Origin of the sequence: Staphylococcus pasteuri, from assembly GCF_003970495.1 — a bacterium.
Lineage (GTDB): Bacteria > Bacillota > Bacilli > Staphylococcales > Staphylococcaceae > Staphylococcus > Staphylococcus pasteuri.
Genome location: NZ_RXWW01000042.1, coordinates 52,027 through 73,057, shown reverse-complemented (window position 1 = coordinate 73,057; position 21,031 = coordinate 52,027). Strand labels below are relative to the sequence as shown.

The following is a 21,031-nucleotide window of genomic DNA, read 5'->3' as shown; positions in this document are numbered from 1 at the left end:
ATATTATACAATACAATATTATATTGAGGTATATTGAAATTAAATTAGATTTTAATTTTGTATAAATTTATTGTTAATATGAATAAAATAAATAAAAATCGAGTTCATAAATAGAACTCGATTAGAATAAACGTAATAGTATAATGCCAATTGCGATACAGACTAATCCTATGCATTTACGAAGAGTGATCTTATTTTTAGGCGTACCTAGTAAACCAAAGTGGTCGATAATGACACCCATTAACATTTGACCTAGCATACCTACAATAGTTGTCAGAGCGGCACCTAGAAAAGGCATTAATACGATGTTTGAAGTGACAAATGCCATACCTAATACACCACCGACAAAATAAACAGGTTTAATTTGACCTAATTTTTCATGTGAACGATGTACTTTTAAACTTTTATGGAATATAAGAGTCAAAATCAATAAAGCGATAGTACCTATAGTGAACGAGACGAGGGAAGCAAAGAAAGAAGAATCAACTTCTTTAGCTAACGCACTATTAATTGTAGTTTGTATAGGAGGTGCGCAACCAAAAATAAATCCTACAATTAACCATATATATAAACGAGAATTAGATTTCCCCATTAATTTGTCTTTAGGTATTTGATTCATTAATAATATACCGATGAGTAATAATATAATTCCAACGGCTTTAAAAAGGGTGAATGATTGTTCATTTGCACCAAACAAACCTAACGTATCAATTGTGACACCCATGATAATCTGACCAGCCACAGTAATGACTACTGTAAGCGCAGCACCAAGTCTAGGTAATAATAATAAATTTCCTGTTAAGAAACATACACCTAATAAACCACCGATAAACCAATGATAATTGATGTCTTGATGAGTAAGGAAGCTTGGCGCCAACATTTGAGGATTAATGATTAAATTAAGAATAATTAAACATACTGTGCCAACACCGAAAGAAATTGTTGAAGCATAAAAAGAAGACTTCGTATATTGACTAAGTCTTGAATTCACTGAAGTCTGTATTGGGATTAACATACCTACAAAAATACCTAAAAAGTATAGAAAAGCCATATTGTGTGTCACTCATTTCTTATATAGTGAATTAATTATAACGGAAATAAGGGTTATATAAAATAGATGGCGTTAAATCATATAGAGAAATATGAGGTCATAATATTCATATTCTATGATAATAAAAAAACGCTTCTTACTGAATCATTGTTCAGTGAGAAGCGGTTTAAATATCAAATTGGCACTATCTATTTGTTTTCAAAAAGAATTTGAGTATTTTTAGTTACGATATACGCTGCATAGATTTTATTAATTGGGCCTTCAGTTGATTTTAAAATATCTAACTTTAATAACTGTTTCATACATTCTTTTGCAATTTGTTCAGTTATAGAGCTGTCATTTTCGGGTATTTGTAACTTAACAGGTTTGTCTAATTGATTTTTGAATACAAGATCTAATGTAGTCTTCATGTTAGTCCTCCTATACTAATGCTTGAGTTCTAATTGCTTCAACTTTATCGAATGATTCTCCAGTTAATCGTTCAATAATAGAAGAAAACGTTTTGATTTGTTCATCTGTAGCAGTGGGCTTTAAATTTGAAAAACGACGTTTGTGTTGAGTTGCTTTACCTTCTGAATCATAAGTGACACGTGTTAAAACAACTACAAGTTGGTTAACTTCATTCATTGTAATGACCTCCTTTCACTTTATATATCGAAAGTAAATTTTAAAAGGGACACTATTTATTAATTTATTTTTAAGCAAACTGCTTTAATGTTACATAAATATGATTTATCATTGAATAAGAAACTTTTTTCAGGAGGACGTATGAATCAAGTAGAACCTATTAGAAATACAGAAGACATACAAAAAATGTACACTATATTGCGATCTCGTTCACAAAGAGATTATTTATTATTTAAATTTGCGATACATACAGGTGTTAAGTTATGTGAATTATTAAATATGAAAGTCCATAGACTAAAGTCAGTTGAAAGTGGAAATATCAAATCAACTTGGATTGACAATGTTGACCCCTCTATACAAATTTTATTGCCCCCAGATTTAAGAAATGAGTTACAAGATTATATTAATCATTATCAAATTCAGGAAGATAAACTTATATTCCAATCATTAAGAACCGGTAAGGGATTATCTAGGCAACAAGCATATCGCATTATTCATAAGGCAGCTGAAGAATCTAATATACCGCATGTTGGGTTAACTACACTTAGAAAGACATTTGCCTATCACGCTTATCAATCAGGTATTTCCATTTCTATTATTCAAAAATATTTAGGACACCAAACAACGCATGAAACGATGAAGTTTATTGGTATTAAAGATAAAACTCATAATAATACTGTTATTGCGTTGAATTTATAAATTAAAAAGGAGGCTTTTGATGGGCTTGTTAAACCTAATGGTGATATTAGTAGCCATTACGGGTCTAGTGCTATTGTCCATGTTACATCGTAAAATGAATGCGTTGGCAGGTTATATAGCACTATGTGCCCCTATTATTTCATCAATCTATTTTATTGCGAAGATACCACAGATTGTTCAGCAACATATGATTACGTTGCATATTCCATGGATGACTTCGCTAGATATTAACTTTGACTTGAGGCTAGATGGACTCAGTTTAATGTTTGCTTTAATTATTTCACTTATAGGTGTAGCGGTATTTTTCTATGCTACTCAATATTTATCGCCTCATACGGATAACCTACCTAGATTCTTCTTTTATTTATTATTATTTATGTTTAGTATGTTAGGAATTGTGCTTTCAAATAATACCATTTTGATGTATATCTTTTGGGAGTTAACAAGTGTTTCATCATTTTTACTTATATCCTATTGGTATGATAATGGTAATAGTCAGTTGGGAGCTATACAATCCTTCATGATAACTGTATTTGGCGGATTAGCATTATTGACAGGATTTATTATGTTGTATTTGATGACCGGAACAAATACGATTACAGAGATTATTGAACAACGTCATCATATTATTAATCATCCTTTATTTATGCCAATGATGTTAATGATATTATTAGGTGCCTTTACCAAATCTGCACAATTTCCATTTCATGTATGGCTACCTAAAGCAATGGCTGCACCAACCCCAGTTAGTGCCTATCTTCATTCAGCTACTATGGTAAAAGCGGGTATTTTCTTATTATTCCGTTTTACTCCAGTATTAGGATTAAGTGATGTCTATATTTATATTGTGACATTTGTAGGTTTAATAACTATGTTATTTGGTTCTATTACAGCTTTAAGACAATACGATTTAAAAGGGATTTTAGCGTATTCAACTATTAGTCAATTAGGCATGATGATGTCAATGGTAGGAATTGGCGGCGGTTATGCACAACATCCTTCAGATTCATTATCAGAGTATTATGTTTTAGTATTATTTGCCGGATTATTTCATTTAATGAATCACGCTATTTTTAAATGTGCGTTATTCATGGGTGTAGGTATCATCGATCATGAAGCTGGAACGAGAGACATACGTTATTTAAATGGAATGCGTAAACTGTTCCCTAAAATGCATATTACAATGTTGCTAGCAGCATTATCTATGGCAGGAGTGCCATTTTTAAACGGATTTTTAAGTAAAGAAATGTTTTTTGATTCATTAGTAAAGGCTATACATTTAGACCAATTTGATATTACATTAACGATTATTGTTGTTGCTATAGGTGTAATAGCTAGTATCTTTACCTTTACCTATGCACTTTACATGATTAAAGAAACATTTTGGGGCAAATTTAATAAAGATTATTTTACTAAGAAAAATATTCATGAGCCTGTAGCGTTTAGTTTGCCCGCATTAGTATTAATGATATTAATACCAATTATATTCGTTATTCCAAATCTTTTTGGTCAGCACATCATTTTACCAGCCTTAAGATCAGTTACAGCTAAAGGTACACAAGTGGATAACATCGCACCACATATTTCACAATGGCACGGCATTAATTTACCACTTATTTTAAGTATTATTGTCATCGTTGTAGGTATAGCTTTAGCTTTAATGGTAGAGTGGAAATCTTTAACACATAAATTAATCAAACATGCTTCTATAACAGATACTTACATGGCTATTTATAGAAAGTTTGAAGCTTATTCTGGATATAGTATAAGAATGTTGATGAAAAACAAACTTAACCACTACATTATCATTACATTGCTTATCTTTGTTGCCATAATTATGTATGGCTATATTCGTGTAGGCTTTCCACATGTACATGAGTTGCATGTATCTACTTTTGGACCATTAGAAGTGATTTTATCAATTGTTACATTGATTATTGGAATTGTACTTATATTTATTAGACAACGTCTGACAATGGTTGTGTTGAATGGTGTTATAGGATTTGCTGTTACATTATTCTTCATTGCGATGAAAGCACCTGATTTAGCACTGACACAACTAGTAGTTGAAACAATAACGACTATACTATTTATCGTTAGTTTTTCTAGATTACCTAACGTTCCGAGAGCAAAAGCGAATATTAAAAAAGAAACAATCAAAATCATTGTGTCATTGATTACTGCGGTTACTGTTGTTTCACTCATATTCATTACTCAGCAAACTGACGGTATGCCAACAATATCTAAATTCTATGAAAATGCAGATAAATTAACTGGTGGTAAAAATATAGTTAACGCTATCCTAGGAGATTTCAGAGCACTAGATACTTTATTTGAAGGTCTAGTATTGATTATCGCAGGACTTGGGATTTATACATTATTAACTTATAAAGATCGGAGGGGACAAGATGAAAGAGAATGATGTAGTGCTACGAACGGTAACTAAGATTGTTGTGTTTATCTTATTAACATTTGGATTCTATGTGTTCTTTGCGGGACACAATAATCCAGGTGGTGGATTTATTGGTGGCTTGATTTTCAGTTCGGCATTTATTCTTATGTTCCTTGCGTTTGATGTTAAACAGGTACTGATTAGTTTGCCAATTGATTTTAAAAAGTTAATGATTATAGGTTCTTTAGTATCAGTAATGACTGCTATTGTACCAACATTTTTCGGGAAGCCATTTTTATACCAAACTGAAGCGGATATTGCTTTACCTCTAATAGGTCACGTTCATGCGACTACTGTGACTTTATTTGAACTAGGCATATTACTAACCGTTGTTGGTGTTATTGTAACGGTGATGCTATCAATAAGTGGGGGTAAATCATGAATCTCATTTTATTATTAGTAATAGGATTTTTAGTATTTATTGGTACGTATATGATTCTATCGGTTAATTTAATTAGAATTGTTATTGGTATTTCCATATATACGCATGCCGGTAATCTGATTATTATGAGTATGGGTCAATATGGTCCTGGAATGTCTGAAGCACTTATTAAAGGCGGTCATCAACATTTTGTGGATCCACTACTACAAGCAATTGTATTAACAGCGATTGTTATTGGATTTGGTATGACGGCATTTTTACTTGTATTAATTTATAGAACATATCGTGTAACAAAAGAAGATGAAATCAATGTATTAAGGGGTGAAGAAGATAATGAGTAATTTATTAATATTGCCAATGTTACTCCCATTTCTTTGCGCTTTAATACTAGTATTTATAAAAGATAAAAATAAAGTATCGAAATTTCTTTGTATCAATACAATGATAGTGAATACGATTATCTCATTATTATTACTAATTTATGTAATGAATCATCATCCCATCACATTAGACTTTGGGGGTTGGAAAGCGCCATTTGGAATACAGTTTTTAGGTGATTCATTAAGTTTATTAATGGTAACCATAACATCTTTTGTCGTTACTTTAATCATGGCATATGGATTTGGTCGTGGTGAACAACGTGTCAATCGATTTCATTTACCATCATTTATTCTGTTTTTAACTGTAGGTGTCATAGGTGCATTCTTAACTTCTGATTTATTTAATTTATATGTGATGTTTGAAATTATGTTACTTGCATCTTTTGTACTTGTTACGTTAGGTCAATCTGTAGAACAATTACGTGCTGCCATTATTTATGTCGTATTAAATATTATTGGATCATGGTTCTTACTTTTCGCAATTGGCTTATTATATAAGACAGTAGGAACACTTAATTTTTCACATGTTGCATTAAGATTGAGTCATATGCAAGATAATCAAACTGTGACAATGATTTCACTCATATTTCTTGTTGCATTCAGTTCTAAAGCAGCTCTTGTCATATTCATGTGGTTACCTAAAGCATATGCAGTATTAAATACAGAACTAGCAGCACTATTTGCAGCATTAATGACTAAAGTAGGTGCCTATGCATTAATACGTTTCTTTACATTAATCTTCCATCATCATGAAAATGTGACGCATCCATTACTTATTTTTATGTCATGTTTAACGATGATTATAGGCGCTTTTGGTGTATTAGCTTATAAAGATATTAAGAAAATCGCTGCCTACCAAGTTATTTTATCAATTGGATTTGTCATTCTTGGTTTAGGTTCAAACACTTTTTCAGGTGTGAATGGCGCTATTTTCTATCTAGCAAATGATATTATCGTTAAAACGTTATTATTTTTCATTGTAGGTAGCCTAGTTTACATTTCAGGCTATCGTCAATATCACTACTTGAGTGGACTTGCCAAACGTGAGCCATTTTTTGGAATAGCATTTGTCGTTATGATTTTAGCTATTGGCGGTGTACCTCCATTTAGTGGATTCCCAGGGAAAGTACTTATTTTTAAAGGTGCAATTGAAAATGGTAACTACATTGGACTAGGTTTAATGATCGTGACAAGTTTAATCGCTATGTATAGCTTGTTTAGAATATTATTTGTGATGTATTTTGGCGATCAAGATGGTGAAGAAGTAGACTTCAAGAAGATACCTAAACATCGTACAGGTATTCTAGGTATACTCGTTGCAGTCGTTTTATTAATGGGTATTGCGGCACCGCTTGTATTACAAGTGACTGAAAATGCTACATCACTAAATATGGATGAACATAAATTCCATCAAAACGTTAATACACATTTGAAGGAGGGAAGTAACTAGATGAATCAAGTCGTACTAAATATTGTTATTGCATTTTTGTGGGTATTATTCCAAGACGAGGATGAATTCAAGTTTACAACCTTCTTCTCAGGCTATCTCATTGGTATTATCGTAATTTATATTTTACATCGTTTTTTCGGACAAGAATTTTATTTAAGAAAAATATGGGTTGCTTTTAAATTTTTAATGGTTTATTTATATCAATTGATTACAGCTAGTATTAGTACAATTAATTATATTTTATTTAAAACTAAAGATATGAACCCAGGTTTATTAACGTACGAAACGAATTTGAAAAACGACTGGGCAATTACATTTTTAACTATATTGATTATTATCACGCCAGGTTCGACAGTGATACGTATATCGAAAGGCACAAATAAGTTTTTAATTCATAGTATTGATGTGACAGATAAAGATAAGAAGAATTTATTACGTAATATTAAACAATATGAAGATTTAATCTTGGAGGTGACACGATGATACAGGCTTTGACTCAATTTTTTATTATTTCAGCTCTGGTTATATTTGGTATTGCATTATTAATATGTCTGCTTAGGTTAATTAAAGGACCAACCACTGCTGATAGAGTTGTTTCATTCGATGCGACAAGTGCAGTTGTGATGTCGATCGTTGGTGTCATGAGTGTCATTATGGATACTGTATCGTTTCTAGATTCAATTATGTTAATAGCGATTATTTCATTTGTTAGTTCAGTATCCATTTCTAGATTTATTGGAGGAGGTCGCGTTTTCAATGGAAACAATAAAAGAAATCGTTAGCCTCATCTCTGCTATTTTAATTTTTCTAGGTAGTATTATCGCATTGATTAGTGCGATAGGTATTGTGAAATTCCAAGATGTCTTCTTACGTAGTCATGCATCAACGAAAAGTTCTACTTTATCTGTATTATTGACTATCATTGGTGTATTAATCTACTTTACTATGAACGCTGGATTTTTCAGTGTTAGATTATTATTATCACTTGTTTTTATTAATTTAACATCTCCAGTTGGAATGCATTTGGTAGCGCGTGCTGCTTATCGAAATGGTGCCTATATGTATAGAAAAGATGATGTGCCAAGACAGTCTTCGATTTTACTCAGCCAAAATGAATTCAATTCGGCTGAAGAATTAAAAACACGAGCAAAATTGAGAGAAGAAAGAAGAGAAAAATTATATTATAAAGATAAGAAGAAGCTCTATAAATAATTTGTGGAAAAGAAATAAAGCAATTGGACACTTTAAAAAATAAGTGTTTAATTGCTTTTATATTTGTCAGAAAAATATGAGAAATAAAGGTGCGATTTATTTAAGTATTATGTAAAATAATGATAAAATATTGAACAAGGAAAATTGTGAAATTAAGTAGTTATTTATTGGAAAGTGATAAAAATGTTTTATGAGTTTGGAACTTTAAAGTGTGACGTTTGGGCTTTTGATATTGGACGTTATTGTTAACCAGTGCAGTACTTTAACATTCCAAAATCATAAAATTCGTTTAGACTCTATGTGTTTACTTTTCAATTAATATTTATATTATTGATGTATTGATAAAACCAATTTGTGATAACTTAATTGAATTCTTACTGCTTAATTATCAAATGGATTCAATTATGCCGTTATATACGTTTTGCTTTTTATTTAATAATCGCTTCTACTTTATTTAACCCCTGAAGTACATCAATTCCATTATTTTTTACTTAATTTTCATCCCAAAAATAATTTATTAAAGAGGTGAAAGTTTGGAAATATTTGAAACATTACTTATATTTGTCGGCGTTGTTATTATTAGTTCATTTGTTCATACATTTATGCCGAAAGTACCATTAGCATTCATTCAAATTGCTTTAGGTATGCTATTATTTATCACTCCAATTCCTGTTGAGTTTAATTTTGATTCGGAATTATTTATGGTCGCACTTATCGCTCCGCTACTATTTGTAGAAGGCGTTAATGTCTCAAGGGTCCATTTAAGAAAATATATAAAACCAGTTATGATGATGGCGTTAGGTCTTGTTATTACTACTGTAGTGGGCGTAGGATTTTTCATTCATTGGATATGGCCAGAATTACCAACGGGTGCAGCTTTTGCCATAGCAGCAATTTTATGTCCTACTGATGCAGTTGCCGTGCAAGCAATTACAAATGGGAAAGTGTTACCTAAAGGTGCAATGACGATATTAGAAGGTGAGTCATTATTAAATGATGCTGCCGGTATCATTTCATTTAAAATTGCAGTTGGAGTACTTGTAACTGGAACGTTCTCAATAATGGAATCTATTGAGCAATTTCTAGTTGCTTCTATAGGCGGTGCAATTGTAGGATTGCTTATTGGAATGGCATTAGTTCGTTTTAGATTGACGTTAATGCGCCGTGGAATAGAAAACATTAATATGTTTACGTTTATTCAATTATTAACTCCATTCGTTACATATTTAGTGGCAGAATTATTCCATGCTTCTGGTATTATCGCCGCAGTGTTAGCAGGCTTAGTTCACGGCTTTGAACGTGATAGAATTGCACAAACGCGTACAAGATTACAAATGAGTTATAATCATACATGGAATATTTTGGGATATGTCTTAAACGGTTTTGTATTTTCAATATTAGGATTTTTAGTTCCTGAAGTTGTGATTAATATTATTAAAACAGAACCACACAATTTGATCTTTTTAATTGTCATAACTGTTCTCGTAGCATTGGCTGTTTATCTGTTTAGATTTTTATGGGTTTATGTATTATATCCTTATTTTTATTTATCAGTCAGTCCATTCCAAAAAATGATTAGTCAAGACGATGATGGCAATAACACAACAGAAAAGCCACCTAAGCGAAGTTTATATGCTTTGATTATGACTTTATGTGGTGTTCACGGAACAATTTCACTGGCCATTGCGTTGACACTACCGTATTATTTAGCTAATCATCAAGATTTTTCTTATCGTAACGATTTGTTATTTATTGCTTCAGGAATGGTTATTATAAGTTTAGTTGCTGCTCAACTATTATTACCATTTGTAACTGCTAATGCGCCTGAAGTAAAAGTAGGTAGTATGAATTTCAAAGAGGCAAGAATTTACATTTTAGAACATGTTATAGATTACCTAAATCAAAGATCAACTTTTGAAACAAGTTATCGATATGGTAACGTGATTAAGGAATATCATGATAAATTAACATTCTTAAAATCAGTAGAGAAAGATGATGAAAACTCTAAAGAACTTGAAAGACTTCAAAAAATTGCATTTAATGTAGAAACGAAAACATTGGAACAATTAGTTGATGACGGAGATATCACTAATAGTATTTTAGAAAACTATATGCGTTATGCTGAACGTACACAAGTATATCGACAAGCTTCATTAATACGTCGACTCATTGTATTATTTAGAGGTATGCTTTTGAAACGTCGTGTGAAAACAACAATCAATTCAGCATCTTCATTAAGTGTTACTGATAACCTATTAGAACTTGTTAAAATTAACAAGATGGTTCACTATAATGTGGTTAAACGATTAGGACAAGAAGCTACTAATGATAACAAATTAGAAGTAGGTATGATTTGTGATGGTTATTTAATGCGTATAGATAACTTAACACCAAACAATTTCTTTAATTCTGCAAGCGAAAATACGTTAACACGTATAAAACTCAATGCATTGCGTGAACAAAGACGTATACTTAGAGAATTAATAGAAGACGAAGAAGTTACTGAAGGCACTGCATTAAAACTTAGAGAATCTATTAATTACGATGAAATGGTCATCGTTGATAGTATGTCATAGAATCATTATAAAAATAGGGAAGCTCGTGAGGATGAACCTCACGAGCTTTTTTCCTATGTGTACTAGGGATGACTTTATAACATTGACAGTCAGTATACTAGGATTGAAAATTTTCGAGAAAAAAACGAACCTATTTTACATAAACTGTCTTATTAAAACTACTGGTAAAGGGGGATGAAATATTACCTTTACCGCATGGGAGATTAAATAATGTATAAGCCCACTACATAAATGAGATGAGATAGACTAACACCACCATATCGTGCGTGAGAGAACTATTTTATATTTTAGGAGGATAATATAAAATTCACGCACGATATGAGACTATTAGTTATCAAGATATGACTTAATAGGGTGGCTGGGTATTTAAATCACATAGTCATTCTATCCCAGCCATCTACTATATTAAGTCGTTGTATATATTGAACAAGTGAATTTAAAATATTATTTCATACTACCATGAATCGTATCTATATTTGATTTCATCATTTTGTAATATGAATCACCTTTTGAACCTTTTTTACCGATAGAATCAGTAAATACGTCGCCATAAATATCTTTATGTGTTTCTTCAGACAAGCTTTGCATTGCTTTTTTATCTACACTAGTTTCTATTAAAAGGTGTTTAATATGGTTATCTTTAACAAATTGAATAGCTTGTTTCATTTGTGATGGTGTACCTTGTTTTTCAGTATTAATTTCCCAAATATATCCTGGTTTAATATCATATTGTTTTGCGAAATATTTGAAAGCACCTTCACTAGTAATCATGGCACGTCGCTCTTTAGGGATGTCATTAAACTTATCTTTACTGTCTTTGTTTAATTTTTCTAGTTTAGAAAGATATTGATGACCTTGATCTTTGTAATATTGTTGATTAGTGTTATCATGCTTGATTAAACTATTTTGAATTGTTTTAACATATTTAATACCATTTTCAATACTTAACCAAGCGTGTGGATCTAATTTATCTTTATTGCCTTCTTCACCGTTGAGGTAAATCGGTTTAACATCTTTAGATACAGCAATGACTTTTTTGTCGTCGATAGATTTTCCAGCTTGATTTAATGCTTTTTTAAACCAACCATTTCCAGATTCTAAATTTAATCCATTATAAAATATAACGTCTGCATCGGTTAGCTTTTTAATATCTTTAGGTTTGACTTCATATTCATGAGGATCTTGTCCTACAGGTACGATACTATGGACGTCAACATGTTTTCCGCCAACATTTTTAACCATGTCATATAAAATTGAATTTGTTGTAACTACTTTTAATTTATGATTATCGGCATCCTGTTTGTCATCTTGCGACTGGCCACATCCAGCTAAGATAATAAAAAATGCTAGTAATAAAGGTATTAATTTTTTCATTTAAACAACGCCTCTTTTCTGTTTATTTTTAAGTGTTGTAATACCTAAGGTGATGACATAAATAGCAAAAGTACAAAGAACGATAGCGGCACCACTAGGTACGTTGTATATGTAACTGAAATAAAGTCCAATAATTGAACTAATAACACCTATAAAACTTGCTACTGCCATCATGCTATATAAATGTTTACATATTAAGAATGCAGTAGAAGCGGGTGTTACTAATAACGCAACTACTAAAATAATGCCTACTGTTTGTATACTCGCTACAGTTACTAGAGCAAGTAACAACATGACAAAATAATGTATAGCTGTCGTGTTTAAGCCATTCATTCTACTAAAGGTATTATCGAAAGTAGAAATCATTAAAGGTCGATAAAATATTACAATAAGACATAAAACAAATAGACCAATGATAATCGTTGTCCAGAATGTTGTATGTGTAATTGCTAGTAAATTACCAAATAAAATATGATACAAATCGGTTGTACTGTTAATTAAACTAATTAATATAACACCTAATGCGAGAAATGCGGTGAAACTTATACCAATTGCTGCATCAGGTTTGGTCTTACTTTTAGAAGTAATAAAACCAATTAAAATACTGGCAACCATTCCTGTCACTAATGCGCCAATAAACATAGGTATTCCAAAAAGGAAAGATAATGCCACCCCAGGTAATACTGCATGGCTCATTGCATCACCCATTAATGACAAACCTCTTAAAACAATAAGGCTCCCGACAGTGCCACATACTACGCCAACAATCATCGATGTAATTAAAGCCCTATTTAAAAATTGATAATTTAATATATGAGCTAAAAAGTCATTCACGACTGGGTCACTTCCTTTCGTTCTAAACTTTGACGAGGTGATTGTGACAAAAATGTATCATTTAAAAGGGAGTCGTTATTGAGTGCATCCTCAGTACTACCAAAGTATTTTAATGTTTGGTTAAGTAACATGATTCGATCAAAATAATGTGATGCTTTAGATAAATCATGGTGTACGATAAGAATTAATTTACCTTGAGCTTTAAGTTGTCTAATTTTATTTATAATTAAGCGTTCACTTTTAAAATCTATTCCAATAAAAGGCTCATCGAATAAATAAAGCATACTTTTAGACATAAGTGCTCTTGCGACTAGTACTCGTTGAAGTTGTCCACCACTTAATGCTGAAATTTGTTTATGTCTTAATGACGTTAAATCTAAATCCTCTAATAAATGTTTGAGTTGAACTTTAGTATCATGTCTCGGTCGATTAAACCAACCTATCTCTCCATAGCATCCGGATAAGATAACTTTTTCAACATTAATGGGGAAATCTAAGTCGATATTTGATTTTTGAGGTATGTAAGTCATACGTTTCAATTGGTTATGTATTGGACGTTCATATAATAACTGAGTACCAGATGCATGAAAATCTCCTGTTAATGATTTGAGCATAGAAGATTTACCTGCGCCATTAGGTCCCATAATTCCTATAATTTCTCCGATGATAGGAATTTTAAAATTGATGTCTTTTAAAACATGTTTATTACCTAGAAATAGATTTAAATTCTTAACTTCTAGCAAATATTAACACCTCCTAATTAAAAGTTTAGGTTAACCTAATTTATTTTATAATAAACTGAGAAGTTTTAACATGTCAAGTAGATTCGTGATACAATAAAGTGAATATATGTGAGGTGAAATGATGTTAACTGAAGAAAAAGAGGATTATCTCAAAGCTATATTGACGAATGACGGCGATGTATCTTTCGTATCAAATAAAAAATTATCTCAATTTTTAAATATAAAGCCACCTTCAGTAAGTGAAATGGTAAGTAGACTAGAAAAATCTGGTTATGTAGAAACGAAACCATATAAGGGTGTTAAATTAACAGAAGAAGGGTTAAATCTCACTTTAGATATTATTAAAAGACATCGATTACTCGAGTTATTTTTGATAGAGATTTTAAAATACAATTGGGAAGAAGTGCATCAAGAAGCAGAAATTCTTGAACATAGAATCTCAGATTTATTCGTAGAACGTTTAGACAAAATTTTAGACTACCCTGAGACTTGCCCGCATGGTGGTGTTATACCTAGAGATCACCATTATAAAGAGAAATACACGAAGACAATACTCGAATTTCAGCCAGGTGATATGTTAACTATTAAGCGTGTCAGAGATAAAACTGAATTGTTGGTATACCTTTCAAGTAAAGATATTTCTATTGGAAATGAAGTTGAAGTCGTTTCGAAAGATGATACGAATAAAGTGATTATTATTAAACGAAATGAAGTTATAACTATTTTAAGTTACGAAAATGCAATGAATATTTTTGCTGAAAAATAATATAAAAAACTTGAGTCTAGTACATTATTTTGGTGTTATACACTGAAAATTAGATGTAAAAGTAAGACTCAAGTTTTTTTATATAGTGATGTTGCTAATATTTGTATTTTATTTTTAGAAAAATGATAATTTGATTAATAAATAAACGGCATATAAATTAATAAAAATCCAAACTAGACTATAAAATACTGTTGGGATTTTACTGATTTGTGTTAGTGTACTGCCATCCCAACTATGTTTAGGTTTTTGGAATGTTAATTTAAAAATAGTCCACGATGATTGTAGTACTTCACCTAACAGTACTCCTAAAATAAAGTGATAACTATAAACCACTATTTGGTGAGTAATCATTAAATCATCGTATTGGAAAAGTATATATAATAATAGTGACATGACTATAATAATAAGAATAGGTGACAGCTTACGAGAAGTTAGAATTAGGAAATAAATAAATATAGCTAAATAAAACATAATAAAAAAGCTAGGATGATTATAATATGCAGTTAAAACACCTAACCATAACATTAACGGGGGCATAATATAACCGCCTAATGTGGTAATCCATTGTCCTAAATAACCTTTCGATTGCGTAATAGCGTATCCTTGTTGTAATGTCGTTTCTCTTTCAGAAGGAAGCGTAACGATAACTAAATCTTTAGCGCGACCACCAGAGAGTTTATTGAAGAGTACATGACCAAACTCGTGTGTGAGTACAGGAATGTAATTAAGTACAATAGCAAAATAACGATAGTAGTGTTTGTAACGATTTTGGTGGACGATGATATAGATAATACTAATAATAAAAATGATAAATATATTTAATTGAATGTGTGTAGTTAAAAATGATTCGATTTTTGACATATTAACGCTCCATTTATAGATAATAACTTGTTTGAGTAAATCTATAAGTATTTGATACTTTAATATTCATTATAATCTATTGTTTAGAAATTGGCTTTTAGACTTAAGACTTAAATTAGAAGAATATATAGGTGTTTAAATAAAATTTTCTAGAATGTTGAGTGATGTGTTAAAATAATCGTACATTTTAGTTAGAATTAAAACAATTTTGATATATAGGATAATACTTGGCAACATTATATAGAGTTATTGACCAAGTAGGATAGGAGATTTCTTTTATGACATTTAAGGGTCAGCAGAATAGTAAAAAGGTTAATATCTTAGGTGTATATTTTGACCATGTAACAATGTCAGAAATGGTTGAAAATATTAAAACATTTTTCACAACACCAACATCTCATAATTTGTTTATAGTTACTGCAAATCCTGAAATTGTAGACTATGCATCAGAACACCAAGATTATCAACAGCTTATTAATAGTGCGGACTATGTTATAGCTGATGGTACAGGTATAGTAAAAGCATCTCATCGATTAAAGCAACCATTACCGCACAGAATTCCAGGAATAGAGTTATTAGAAGAATGTTTAAAAATAGCCAATGCAAATCAACAAAAAGTATTTATCTTAGGTTCGAAAAATGAAATTATTGAAAAAGCAGAACAACAATTAAAGGCTAAATATCCAAGAGTAACTTTTGCGCATCATCATGGTTATATTAATTTAAAAGATGAAACAGTTATTAAAAGGATAGATACTTTTGATCCTGATTATATTTTTGTGGGTATGGGGTATCCAAAACAAGAAAAATGGATTGCCCGACATAGCAAACAATTCCAACACACTGTTATGATGGGAGTAGGCGGTTCTTTTGAAGTATTTAGTGGAGCTAAAAAGCGTGCGCCTAAATTCTTTAGAAAATTCAATATTGAATGGATATATCGTTTATTAATTGATTGGAAACGTCTTGGCAGATTAAAAAGTATTCCCAAATTCATGATAAAAATTGCTAAACAAAAGAGAAAACATTAAAAATTACTTGATATATGAAATACAATAAAGGCAACCAATGTGTTAGTTCGAACACTCATTGGTTGCCTTTAAAAATAGCGATATAAATCTAATGGGTAAATTATTTTACGACAAATCGAGAAGCGTCTAAGTCTCTTCTAAATGCTTTTTGATCATCTTTTGATTTTTTCTTGAATTCTTTTAGGAATTTTTCATATTGTGGTAAAACATCATCTAATTCACCAAATTCTTTAAGTTTGCCGCCTTCAATCCACGCGATTTTTGTACAAAATTCTTTAACTTGGCGTATGTTGTGACTAACAAAGAATATAGTTTTATTAGCTTCTTTAAATTCATAAATTTTATCTAAACATTTCTGTGTGAAAGTCTGATCACCTACAGATAATGCTTCGTCGATTACTAAAATATCAGGATTTACAGTGATGTTGATTGAAAACCCGAGTTTAGCGCGCATACCACTAGAATATTTTTTAACAGGTTGATAAATAAACTCACCTAATTCACTAAAATCAATAACTTGTGGCATTAATTCTTTAATTTCTTTACGTCTGAACCCCATACATAACATTTTGAATTCAATATTTTCTACACCAGTTAATTGACCATTTAAACCAGCGTTGATAGCTATAACGCTAACATCACCTTTACGATCAATATTACCAGAAGTAGGAGATAACGAACCACCAATCATGTTACTTAATGTGGATTTTCCTGAACCATTTATACCAACAAGACCAATGACATCACCTTCATGTGCTTGAAGAGAAACATCATCTAGTGCGAAAAATGTTTTGTTTTTATTTTTCGGTATTAGTGAATCTTTAATACGGTCTTTATTATTTCTATATATACGATATTCTTTAGTTACATGTTCTATATTTACCGATACGCTCATAATTAGTCCTTCCTTAATTGCATTTATATAGATTATAATATACAACACATCAGTTGTTAAATTTATTAACCTAGTGTAAAGTGAACAGAAGATTTTGTTTAATATTTTGTAAATGTCTATAGGAGTTATGTCTTATAATAAAATGACTTAATATACATCAAACAATAATCTTGTAAAATGCTTAATTGTGTTTTATAACTTAAATGATTGTATAATAAGATGAAGATATAATAAACTAATTTCTTACACTGAAATAAATTTGTTTATAATGCTTCATTCGAATAAAACAAAATTCCATATTAAAAACAATGAGTTTGAGATATAACATCATTAATTCTTAAGCGCGTACTTTACATATTTTATGTTAATTAGTATAAGCATTCTTTTAATTTGAGATTACTTTAAGAATTGTCTGATTCATTTTATCTCATTTATCAATTGTATATAAATATATTAAATGTTTGAAAGTGTGGTTTAATTCAATGTCAGCAGTTGTAACTGTATTTAAAGAACACATCAAAAACTTTTATTTAATCCAAAGACTTGCTCAATTCCAAATTAAAATATCTAACCATAGTAACTATTTAGGGATTGCTTGGGAACTTTTAAACCCAGCCTTACAAATAATGGTGTATTGGTTAGTTTTCGGATTGGGAATTAGAAGTAATTCACCTGTACATGGTATACCATTTGTATTTTGGTTACTTGTAGGTATTAGTATGTGGTTCTTTATTAACCAAGGTGTACTCGAGGGTACCAAATCTATATCACAAAAATTTAATCAAGTCGCTAAGATGAATTTTCCTATGTCTATCATTCCTACTTATATAGTAACGAGTAGATTCTATGGACATATTGGCTTGCTTTTAATCATTATTATAGCGTGTATGTTTAGAGGTATTTACCCATCTATTCATATTATTCAGTTATTCCTTTATGTACCATTTGCGTTTTTATTAACTGCTTCTGTTGCATTATTTACATCAACGTTAGGTATTTTAGTTAGAGATACTCAAATGGCTATGCAAGCATTAATGAGAATACTATTTTATATGTCTCCAATTTTATGGATACCTAAAGATCACGGTGTGAGTGGTATTGTTCATAAAATTATGATGTTCAATCCAGTGTATTTTATCGCTGAATCATATCGTGCAGCTATTTTATTCCACCAATGGTACTTCATTGATCATTGGAAAATGGCACTATATAACGTCGTGGTTATTTTGGTATTCTTTGTTTTAGGTTCTATCCTTCATAAGAAATATAGAGATCACTTTGCAGATTTCTTATAAGGGAATATCGTAATTTGAAGAATAAAGCAGACTGACTTTAAAGGTTGGTCTGTTTTTTTATGTTAAATGTAAAGAAAGGATAATTATTTTCTATCAAAGTAGGAATCGTTTATAATTTATAAATAACAATAAATCAGTATAAAGACGGTGAAAAGATGAGAGTTTTAATTAAAAAAATATATATGTGCGTTATTGCTATATTTAATTTGCTGTTTAGAGGATTCAAGGTTAAACAGAAAAGCATAGTTGTAATGATGACTTTTCCTAATGATATGTTGCCGATTATAGAGAGATTATGTGCTAAAGGTTATCGTTTAACAGTGATTACTACTGATAAGCACCGTCACCATATTCAAGATTTACCTAATGTCACATATATCAAGGCAGGTAATAAGAATGTTATTGCACACATTAAGGCTTTAAGTACAGCAAAAGTGATTCTAATTGATACGTATTATTTAATGATGGGCGCCTACCATAAAAAGCAAAATCAAACAGTGATTCAGACTTGGCATGCTTCTGGAGCATTAAAAGATTTTGGATTAACCGATCATCAAGTTGATTTAAATAATCCTAGTGTAGTAAACCAATATAAACGTGTGTATAATGCAACAGATTATTATTTGATTGGTGCCGATGAAATGGGGCATTGTTTTAATGAATCATTTGATGCGCAACCTTCTCAGATGTTACGTTTTGGTCTTCCAAGATTATATAAATATTTAAAAACAGATATAAACAAAGCTCAAAAAAGATTGAAAGATCAGTATGGTATTCAAGGTAAATTAGCAGTATACTTGCCGACTTATAGAGAAAATCATCAAGAAAATCGCCAAATTAATAAGGAACATTTCAATAGTCAATTGCCTGAATATACATTAATAAGTCATTTACATCCATCAATTTCTAACCATGGAACAACACAAGACATTGATACTACATCATTGCTTATTATGGCTGATATCATTATTAGTGATTATAGCTCTATTCCGATAGAAGCAAGTTTACTTAATAAACCAACACTATTTTACGTCTATGACGAAACAGAATATGAACGTGTTAGAGGGCTTAATCAATTTTATTATGATATTCCTAATGAATATAAAGTGGCAACAGAGGAAGAATTAATTACTAAAATTCAACAACAAGATAATCAATTAAAGCCGTTATTTAAAAATTGGCATAAATATAATACTAAAGAAACATTGAATCAAGTTATAAATTATATAGATAAGTTGGTGAAAGAATGAAATTAGCTATTATTATACCTGTATATAATGGACAGGATACAATTAGAAGGGCTATTACCTCTATTGATACAGAAGCTGAATTTGAAATTATTTGTGTCAATGATGGCTCTACAGATAACACAAAACAAGTATTAACTGAATTGCAAAAGGAATATCCAAATATTAAGGTAATACATCAAGATAATCAAGGTGCTGCTAGAAGTCGTAACATAGGCTTAGAAGCAATGGATAATGATACAGATGCATTTATGTTTTTAGATGCGGATGATGAGTATTTACCGAGTCGTATTGATGTCATGATAAAAACATTTGAGAATCACAGTGAAACGGATATAGTAATTGGTCAAATTGGACGAGATGTTCATGGTGAATGGAAAGTATTTCCAACACATGAGGAAATTAAAAGAGATGAAGTGGTTACATTAGAACGTAATCCTGAAATTCTACAATCGATTGGACCAGGCGGGAAACTATTCAGTGCTCGCTTTGCTTCACTAAGATTTGATGAAGATGTTGTATTTTGCGAAGAACATACTTTTATGGTGAGAGCATATTCAAAAGCACGTGATATTAATCTCATGTCTATTATTGCATATGGTTATAATGAGCGAGAAGGTTCAGTTACAGATCGTCGTGCAGATACATTTTTACCTTATATGGAAGATGCAATGAAAGTACGTCAACGTGTAATGGAATTGTTATTACTAATGAATGAGAAAACATACTATAGTTATCGAATGGATAATTTAATCGTAAGTTATTTAATTCAAGCGCATTTATTAAAAAATAGCGCTATTACATCATCATTTATCGAAAGTGTGACGCAGTATATTAAATTGATGCAAGAGACACATTATTCTGGAGATGCCATGTTTAGAATAGTAGAAGCGGTAGAACAAGGTGCGACACATTGGACTAAGCCTCTATATCATCAATGGAGACGTGCTTTATTAGAGGTGGGAATTGGTAGACCCGGATATATTCGATTTTTGGCTCAAATATTTCCAAAAAAATCAGCATTTTCAAGTAAACAAAAATTAAAACAAATACTAAATAAATCATAAGAAAAGATTATTTAATTTTTAAATAAAGAATTACTTTTTGTTTAATTAATGGTAAGCGTTAATAATTTATGCTACATTAAGAATATAAA

General features: G+C 30.7%; 22 protein-coding genes. 14 read left to right on the top strand and 8 right to left on the bottom strand.

Annotated elements, in window-relative coordinates:
• Positions 1–121 precede the first annotated feature (121 nt).
• The 3 genes from CD121_RS07160 to sroA all read right to left on the bottom strand — a co-directional run bounded on the left by CD121_RS07160 (position 122) and on the right by sroA (position 1,678).
• Complete coding sequence (locus CD121_RS07160; RefSeq protein ID WP_017637184.1) at positions 122–1,051, bottom strand: DMT family transporter; 930 nt, start codon at positions 1,049–1,051, stop codon at positions 122–124.
• A gap of 188 nt (positions 1,052–1,239) precedes the next feature.
• Positions 1,240–1,461, bottom strand: coding sequence for a DUF2922 domain-containing protein (locus CD121_RS07155; protein ID WP_017637185.1), 222 nt, complete (start codon positions 1,459–1,461; stop codon positions 1,240–1,242).
• 10 nt (positions 1,462–1,471) lie between these two features.
• Positions 1,472–1,678 carry a sigS mRNA-stabilizing protein SroA gene (gene sroA, locus CD121_RS07150; protein WP_017637186.1) on the bottom strand — a complete coding sequence of 69 codons (207 nt, stop codon included), beginning with the start codon at positions 1,676–1,678 and terminating at the stop codon, positions 1,472–1,474.
• 141 nt (positions 1,679–1,819) lie between these two features.
• On the opposite strand from sroA, the gene CD121_RS07145 reads away from it, so the two are divergent.
• The 9 genes from CD121_RS07145 to CD121_RS07105 all read left to right on the top strand — a co-directional run bounded on the left by CD121_RS07145 (position 1,820) and on the right by CD121_RS07105 (position 10,829).
• Positions 1,820–2,377: a tyrosine-type recombinase/integrase gene (locus tag CD121_RS07145; protein WP_017637187.1), complete on the top strand. Its 558-nt coding sequence runs from the start codon at positions 1,820–1,822 to the stop codon at positions 2,375–2,377.
• A 79-nt stretch (positions 2,378–2,456) separates the two neighbouring features.
• Complete coding sequence (gene mnhA2, locus CD121_RS07140) at positions 2,457–4,799, top strand: Na+/H+ antiporter Mnh2 subunit A (protein WP_371683223.1); 2,343 nt, start codon at positions 2,457–2,459, stop codon at positions 4,797–4,799.
• A complete protein-coding gene (gene mnhB2 / locus CD121_RS07135) occupies positions 4,786–5,211 on the top strand; it encodes a Na+/H+ antiporter Mnh2 subunit B (RefSeq protein WP_017637189.1) in 426 nt (141 codons plus the stop codon). Before mnhA2 ends, mnhB2 begins: the two co-directional genes overlap by 14 nt.
• On the top strand, positions 5,208–5,552 hold the full coding sequence (mnhC2, locus tag CD121_RS07130) for a Na+/H+ antiporter Mnh2 subunit C (RefSeq protein ID WP_017637190.1): 345 nt from the start codon (positions 5,208–5,210) through the stop codon (positions 5,550–5,552). The genes mnhB2 and mnhC2 overlap by 4 nt, the downstream gene beginning before the upstream one ends.
• The gene (gene mnhD2 / locus CD121_RS07125; RefSeq protein WP_096807880.1) at positions 5,542–7,041 is read left to right on the top strand and encodes a Na+/H+ antiporter Mnh2 subunit D; all 1,500 of its coding nucleotides are present in this window, start codon (positions 5,542–5,544) and stop codon (positions 7,039–7,041) included. Before mnhC2 ends, mnhD2 begins: the two co-directional genes overlap by 11 nt.
• Positions 7,042–7,524, top strand: coding sequence for a Na+/H+ antiporter Mnh2 subunit E (gene mnhE2 / locus CD121_RS07120; protein ID WP_029056408.1), 483 nt, complete (start codon positions 7,042–7,044; stop codon positions 7,522–7,524).
• Positions 7,521–7,823: a Na+/H+ antiporter Mnh2 subunit F gene (gene mnhF2 / locus CD121_RS07115; protein ID WP_017637193.1), complete on the top strand. Its 303-nt coding sequence runs from the start codon at positions 7,521–7,523 to the stop codon at positions 7,821–7,823. Before mnhE2 ends, mnhF2 begins: the two co-directional genes overlap by 4 nt.
• Positions 7,798–8,253: a Na+/H+ antiporter Mnh2 subunit G gene (mnhG2, locus tag CD121_RS07110; RefSeq protein WP_126567694.1), complete on the top strand. Its 456-nt coding sequence runs from the start codon at positions 7,798–7,800 to the stop codon at positions 8,251–8,253. The genes mnhF2 and mnhG2 overlap by 26 nt, the downstream gene beginning before the upstream one ends.
• A 533-nt stretch (positions 8,254–8,786) precedes the next feature.
• Positions 8,787–10,829, top strand: coding sequence for a cation:proton antiporter (locus CD121_RS07105; RefSeq protein WP_017637195.1), 2,043 nt, complete (start codon positions 8,787–8,789; stop codon positions 10,827–10,829).
• A gap of 444 nt (positions 10,830–11,273) precedes the next feature.
• Here CD121_RS07105 and mntC read toward each other — a convergent pair whose 3' ends face one another.
• The 3 genes from mntC to CD121_RS07090 are packed head-to-tail and all read right to left on the bottom strand — an operon-like array spanning position 11,274 to position 13,780.
• A complete protein-coding gene (gene mntC, locus CD121_RS07100; protein WP_017637196.1) occupies positions 11,274–12,203 on the bottom strand; it encodes a manganese ABC transporter substrate-binding lipoprotein MntC in 930 nt (309 codons plus the stop codon).
• Complete coding sequence (locus CD121_RS07095) at positions 12,204–13,037, bottom strand: metal ABC transporter permease (protein ID WP_070452610.1); 834 nt, start codon at positions 13,035–13,037, stop codon at positions 12,204–12,206. It abuts the gene before it with no gap.
• A complete protein-coding gene (locus tag CD121_RS07090) occupies positions 13,034–13,780 on the bottom strand; it encodes a metal ABC transporter ATP-binding protein (RefSeq protein ID WP_126567692.1) in 747 nt (248 codons plus the stop codon). Before CD121_RS07090 ends, CD121_RS07095 begins: the two co-directional genes overlap by 4 nt.
• Before the next feature lie 121 nt (positions 13,781–13,901).
• On the opposite strand from CD121_RS07090, the gene CD121_RS07085 reads away from it, so the two are divergent.
• The gene (locus tag CD121_RS07085) at positions 13,902–14,546 is read left to right on the top strand and encodes a metal-dependent transcriptional regulator (protein ID WP_029056415.1); all 645 of its coding nucleotides are present in this window, start codon (positions 13,902–13,904) and stop codon (positions 14,544–14,546) included.
• Positions 14,547–14,660: 114 nt separating this feature from the next.
• Here CD121_RS07085 and CD121_RS07080 read toward each other — a convergent pair whose 3' ends face one another.
• Positions 14,661–15,407, bottom strand: a complete 747-nt coding sequence (locus CD121_RS07080) for a M50 family metallopeptidase (RefSeq protein ID WP_126567691.1) — start codon at positions 15,405–15,407, stop codon at positions 14,661–14,663.
• Between the two features lie 278 nt (positions 15,408–15,685).
• Between CD121_RS07080 and tarA the strand changes: the two genes are divergently transcribed.
• Positions 15,686–16,438: an N-acetylglucosaminyldiphosphoundecaprenol N-acetyl-beta-D-mannosaminyltransferase TarA gene (gene tarA, locus CD121_RS07075; protein WP_017637201.1), complete on the top strand. Its 753-nt coding sequence runs from the start codon at positions 15,686–15,688 to the stop codon at positions 16,436–16,438.
• Between the two features lie 100 nt (positions 16,439–16,538).
• On the opposite strand, the gene tagH is transcribed toward tarA, so the two are convergent.
• Positions 16,539–17,333, bottom strand: a complete 795-nt coding sequence (gene tagH, locus CD121_RS07070) for a teichoic acids export ABC transporter ATP-binding subunit TagH (protein ID WP_017637202.1) — start codon at positions 17,331–17,333, stop codon at positions 16,539–16,541.
• Positions 17,334–17,815: 482 nt separating this feature from the next.
• On the opposite strand from tagH, the gene CD121_RS07065 reads away from it, so the two are divergent.
• The 3 genes from CD121_RS07065 (at position 17,816) to CD121_RS07055 (ending at position 20,942) form a co-directional block, all read left to right on the top strand.
• A complete protein-coding gene (locus CD121_RS07065) occupies positions 17,816–18,628 on the top strand; it encodes an ABC transporter permease (RefSeq protein ID WP_029056417.1) in 813 nt (270 codons plus the stop codon).
• Positions 18,629–18,783: 155 nt separating this feature from the next.
• On the top strand, positions 18,784–19,878 hold the full coding sequence (gene tarB / locus CD121_RS07060; RefSeq protein WP_026083478.1) for a teichoic acid glycerol-phosphate primase TarB: 1,095 nt from the start codon (positions 18,784–18,786) through the stop codon (positions 19,876–19,878).
• Positions 19,875–20,942 carry a glycosyltransferase family 2 protein gene (locus tag CD121_RS07055; RefSeq protein ID WP_046466416.1) on the top strand — a complete coding sequence of 356 codons (1,068 nt, stop codon included), beginning with the start codon at positions 19,875–19,877 and terminating at the stop codon, positions 20,940–20,942. Before tarB ends, CD121_RS07055 begins: the two co-directional genes overlap by 4 nt.
• Positions 20,943–21,031 lie beyond the last annotated feature (89 nt).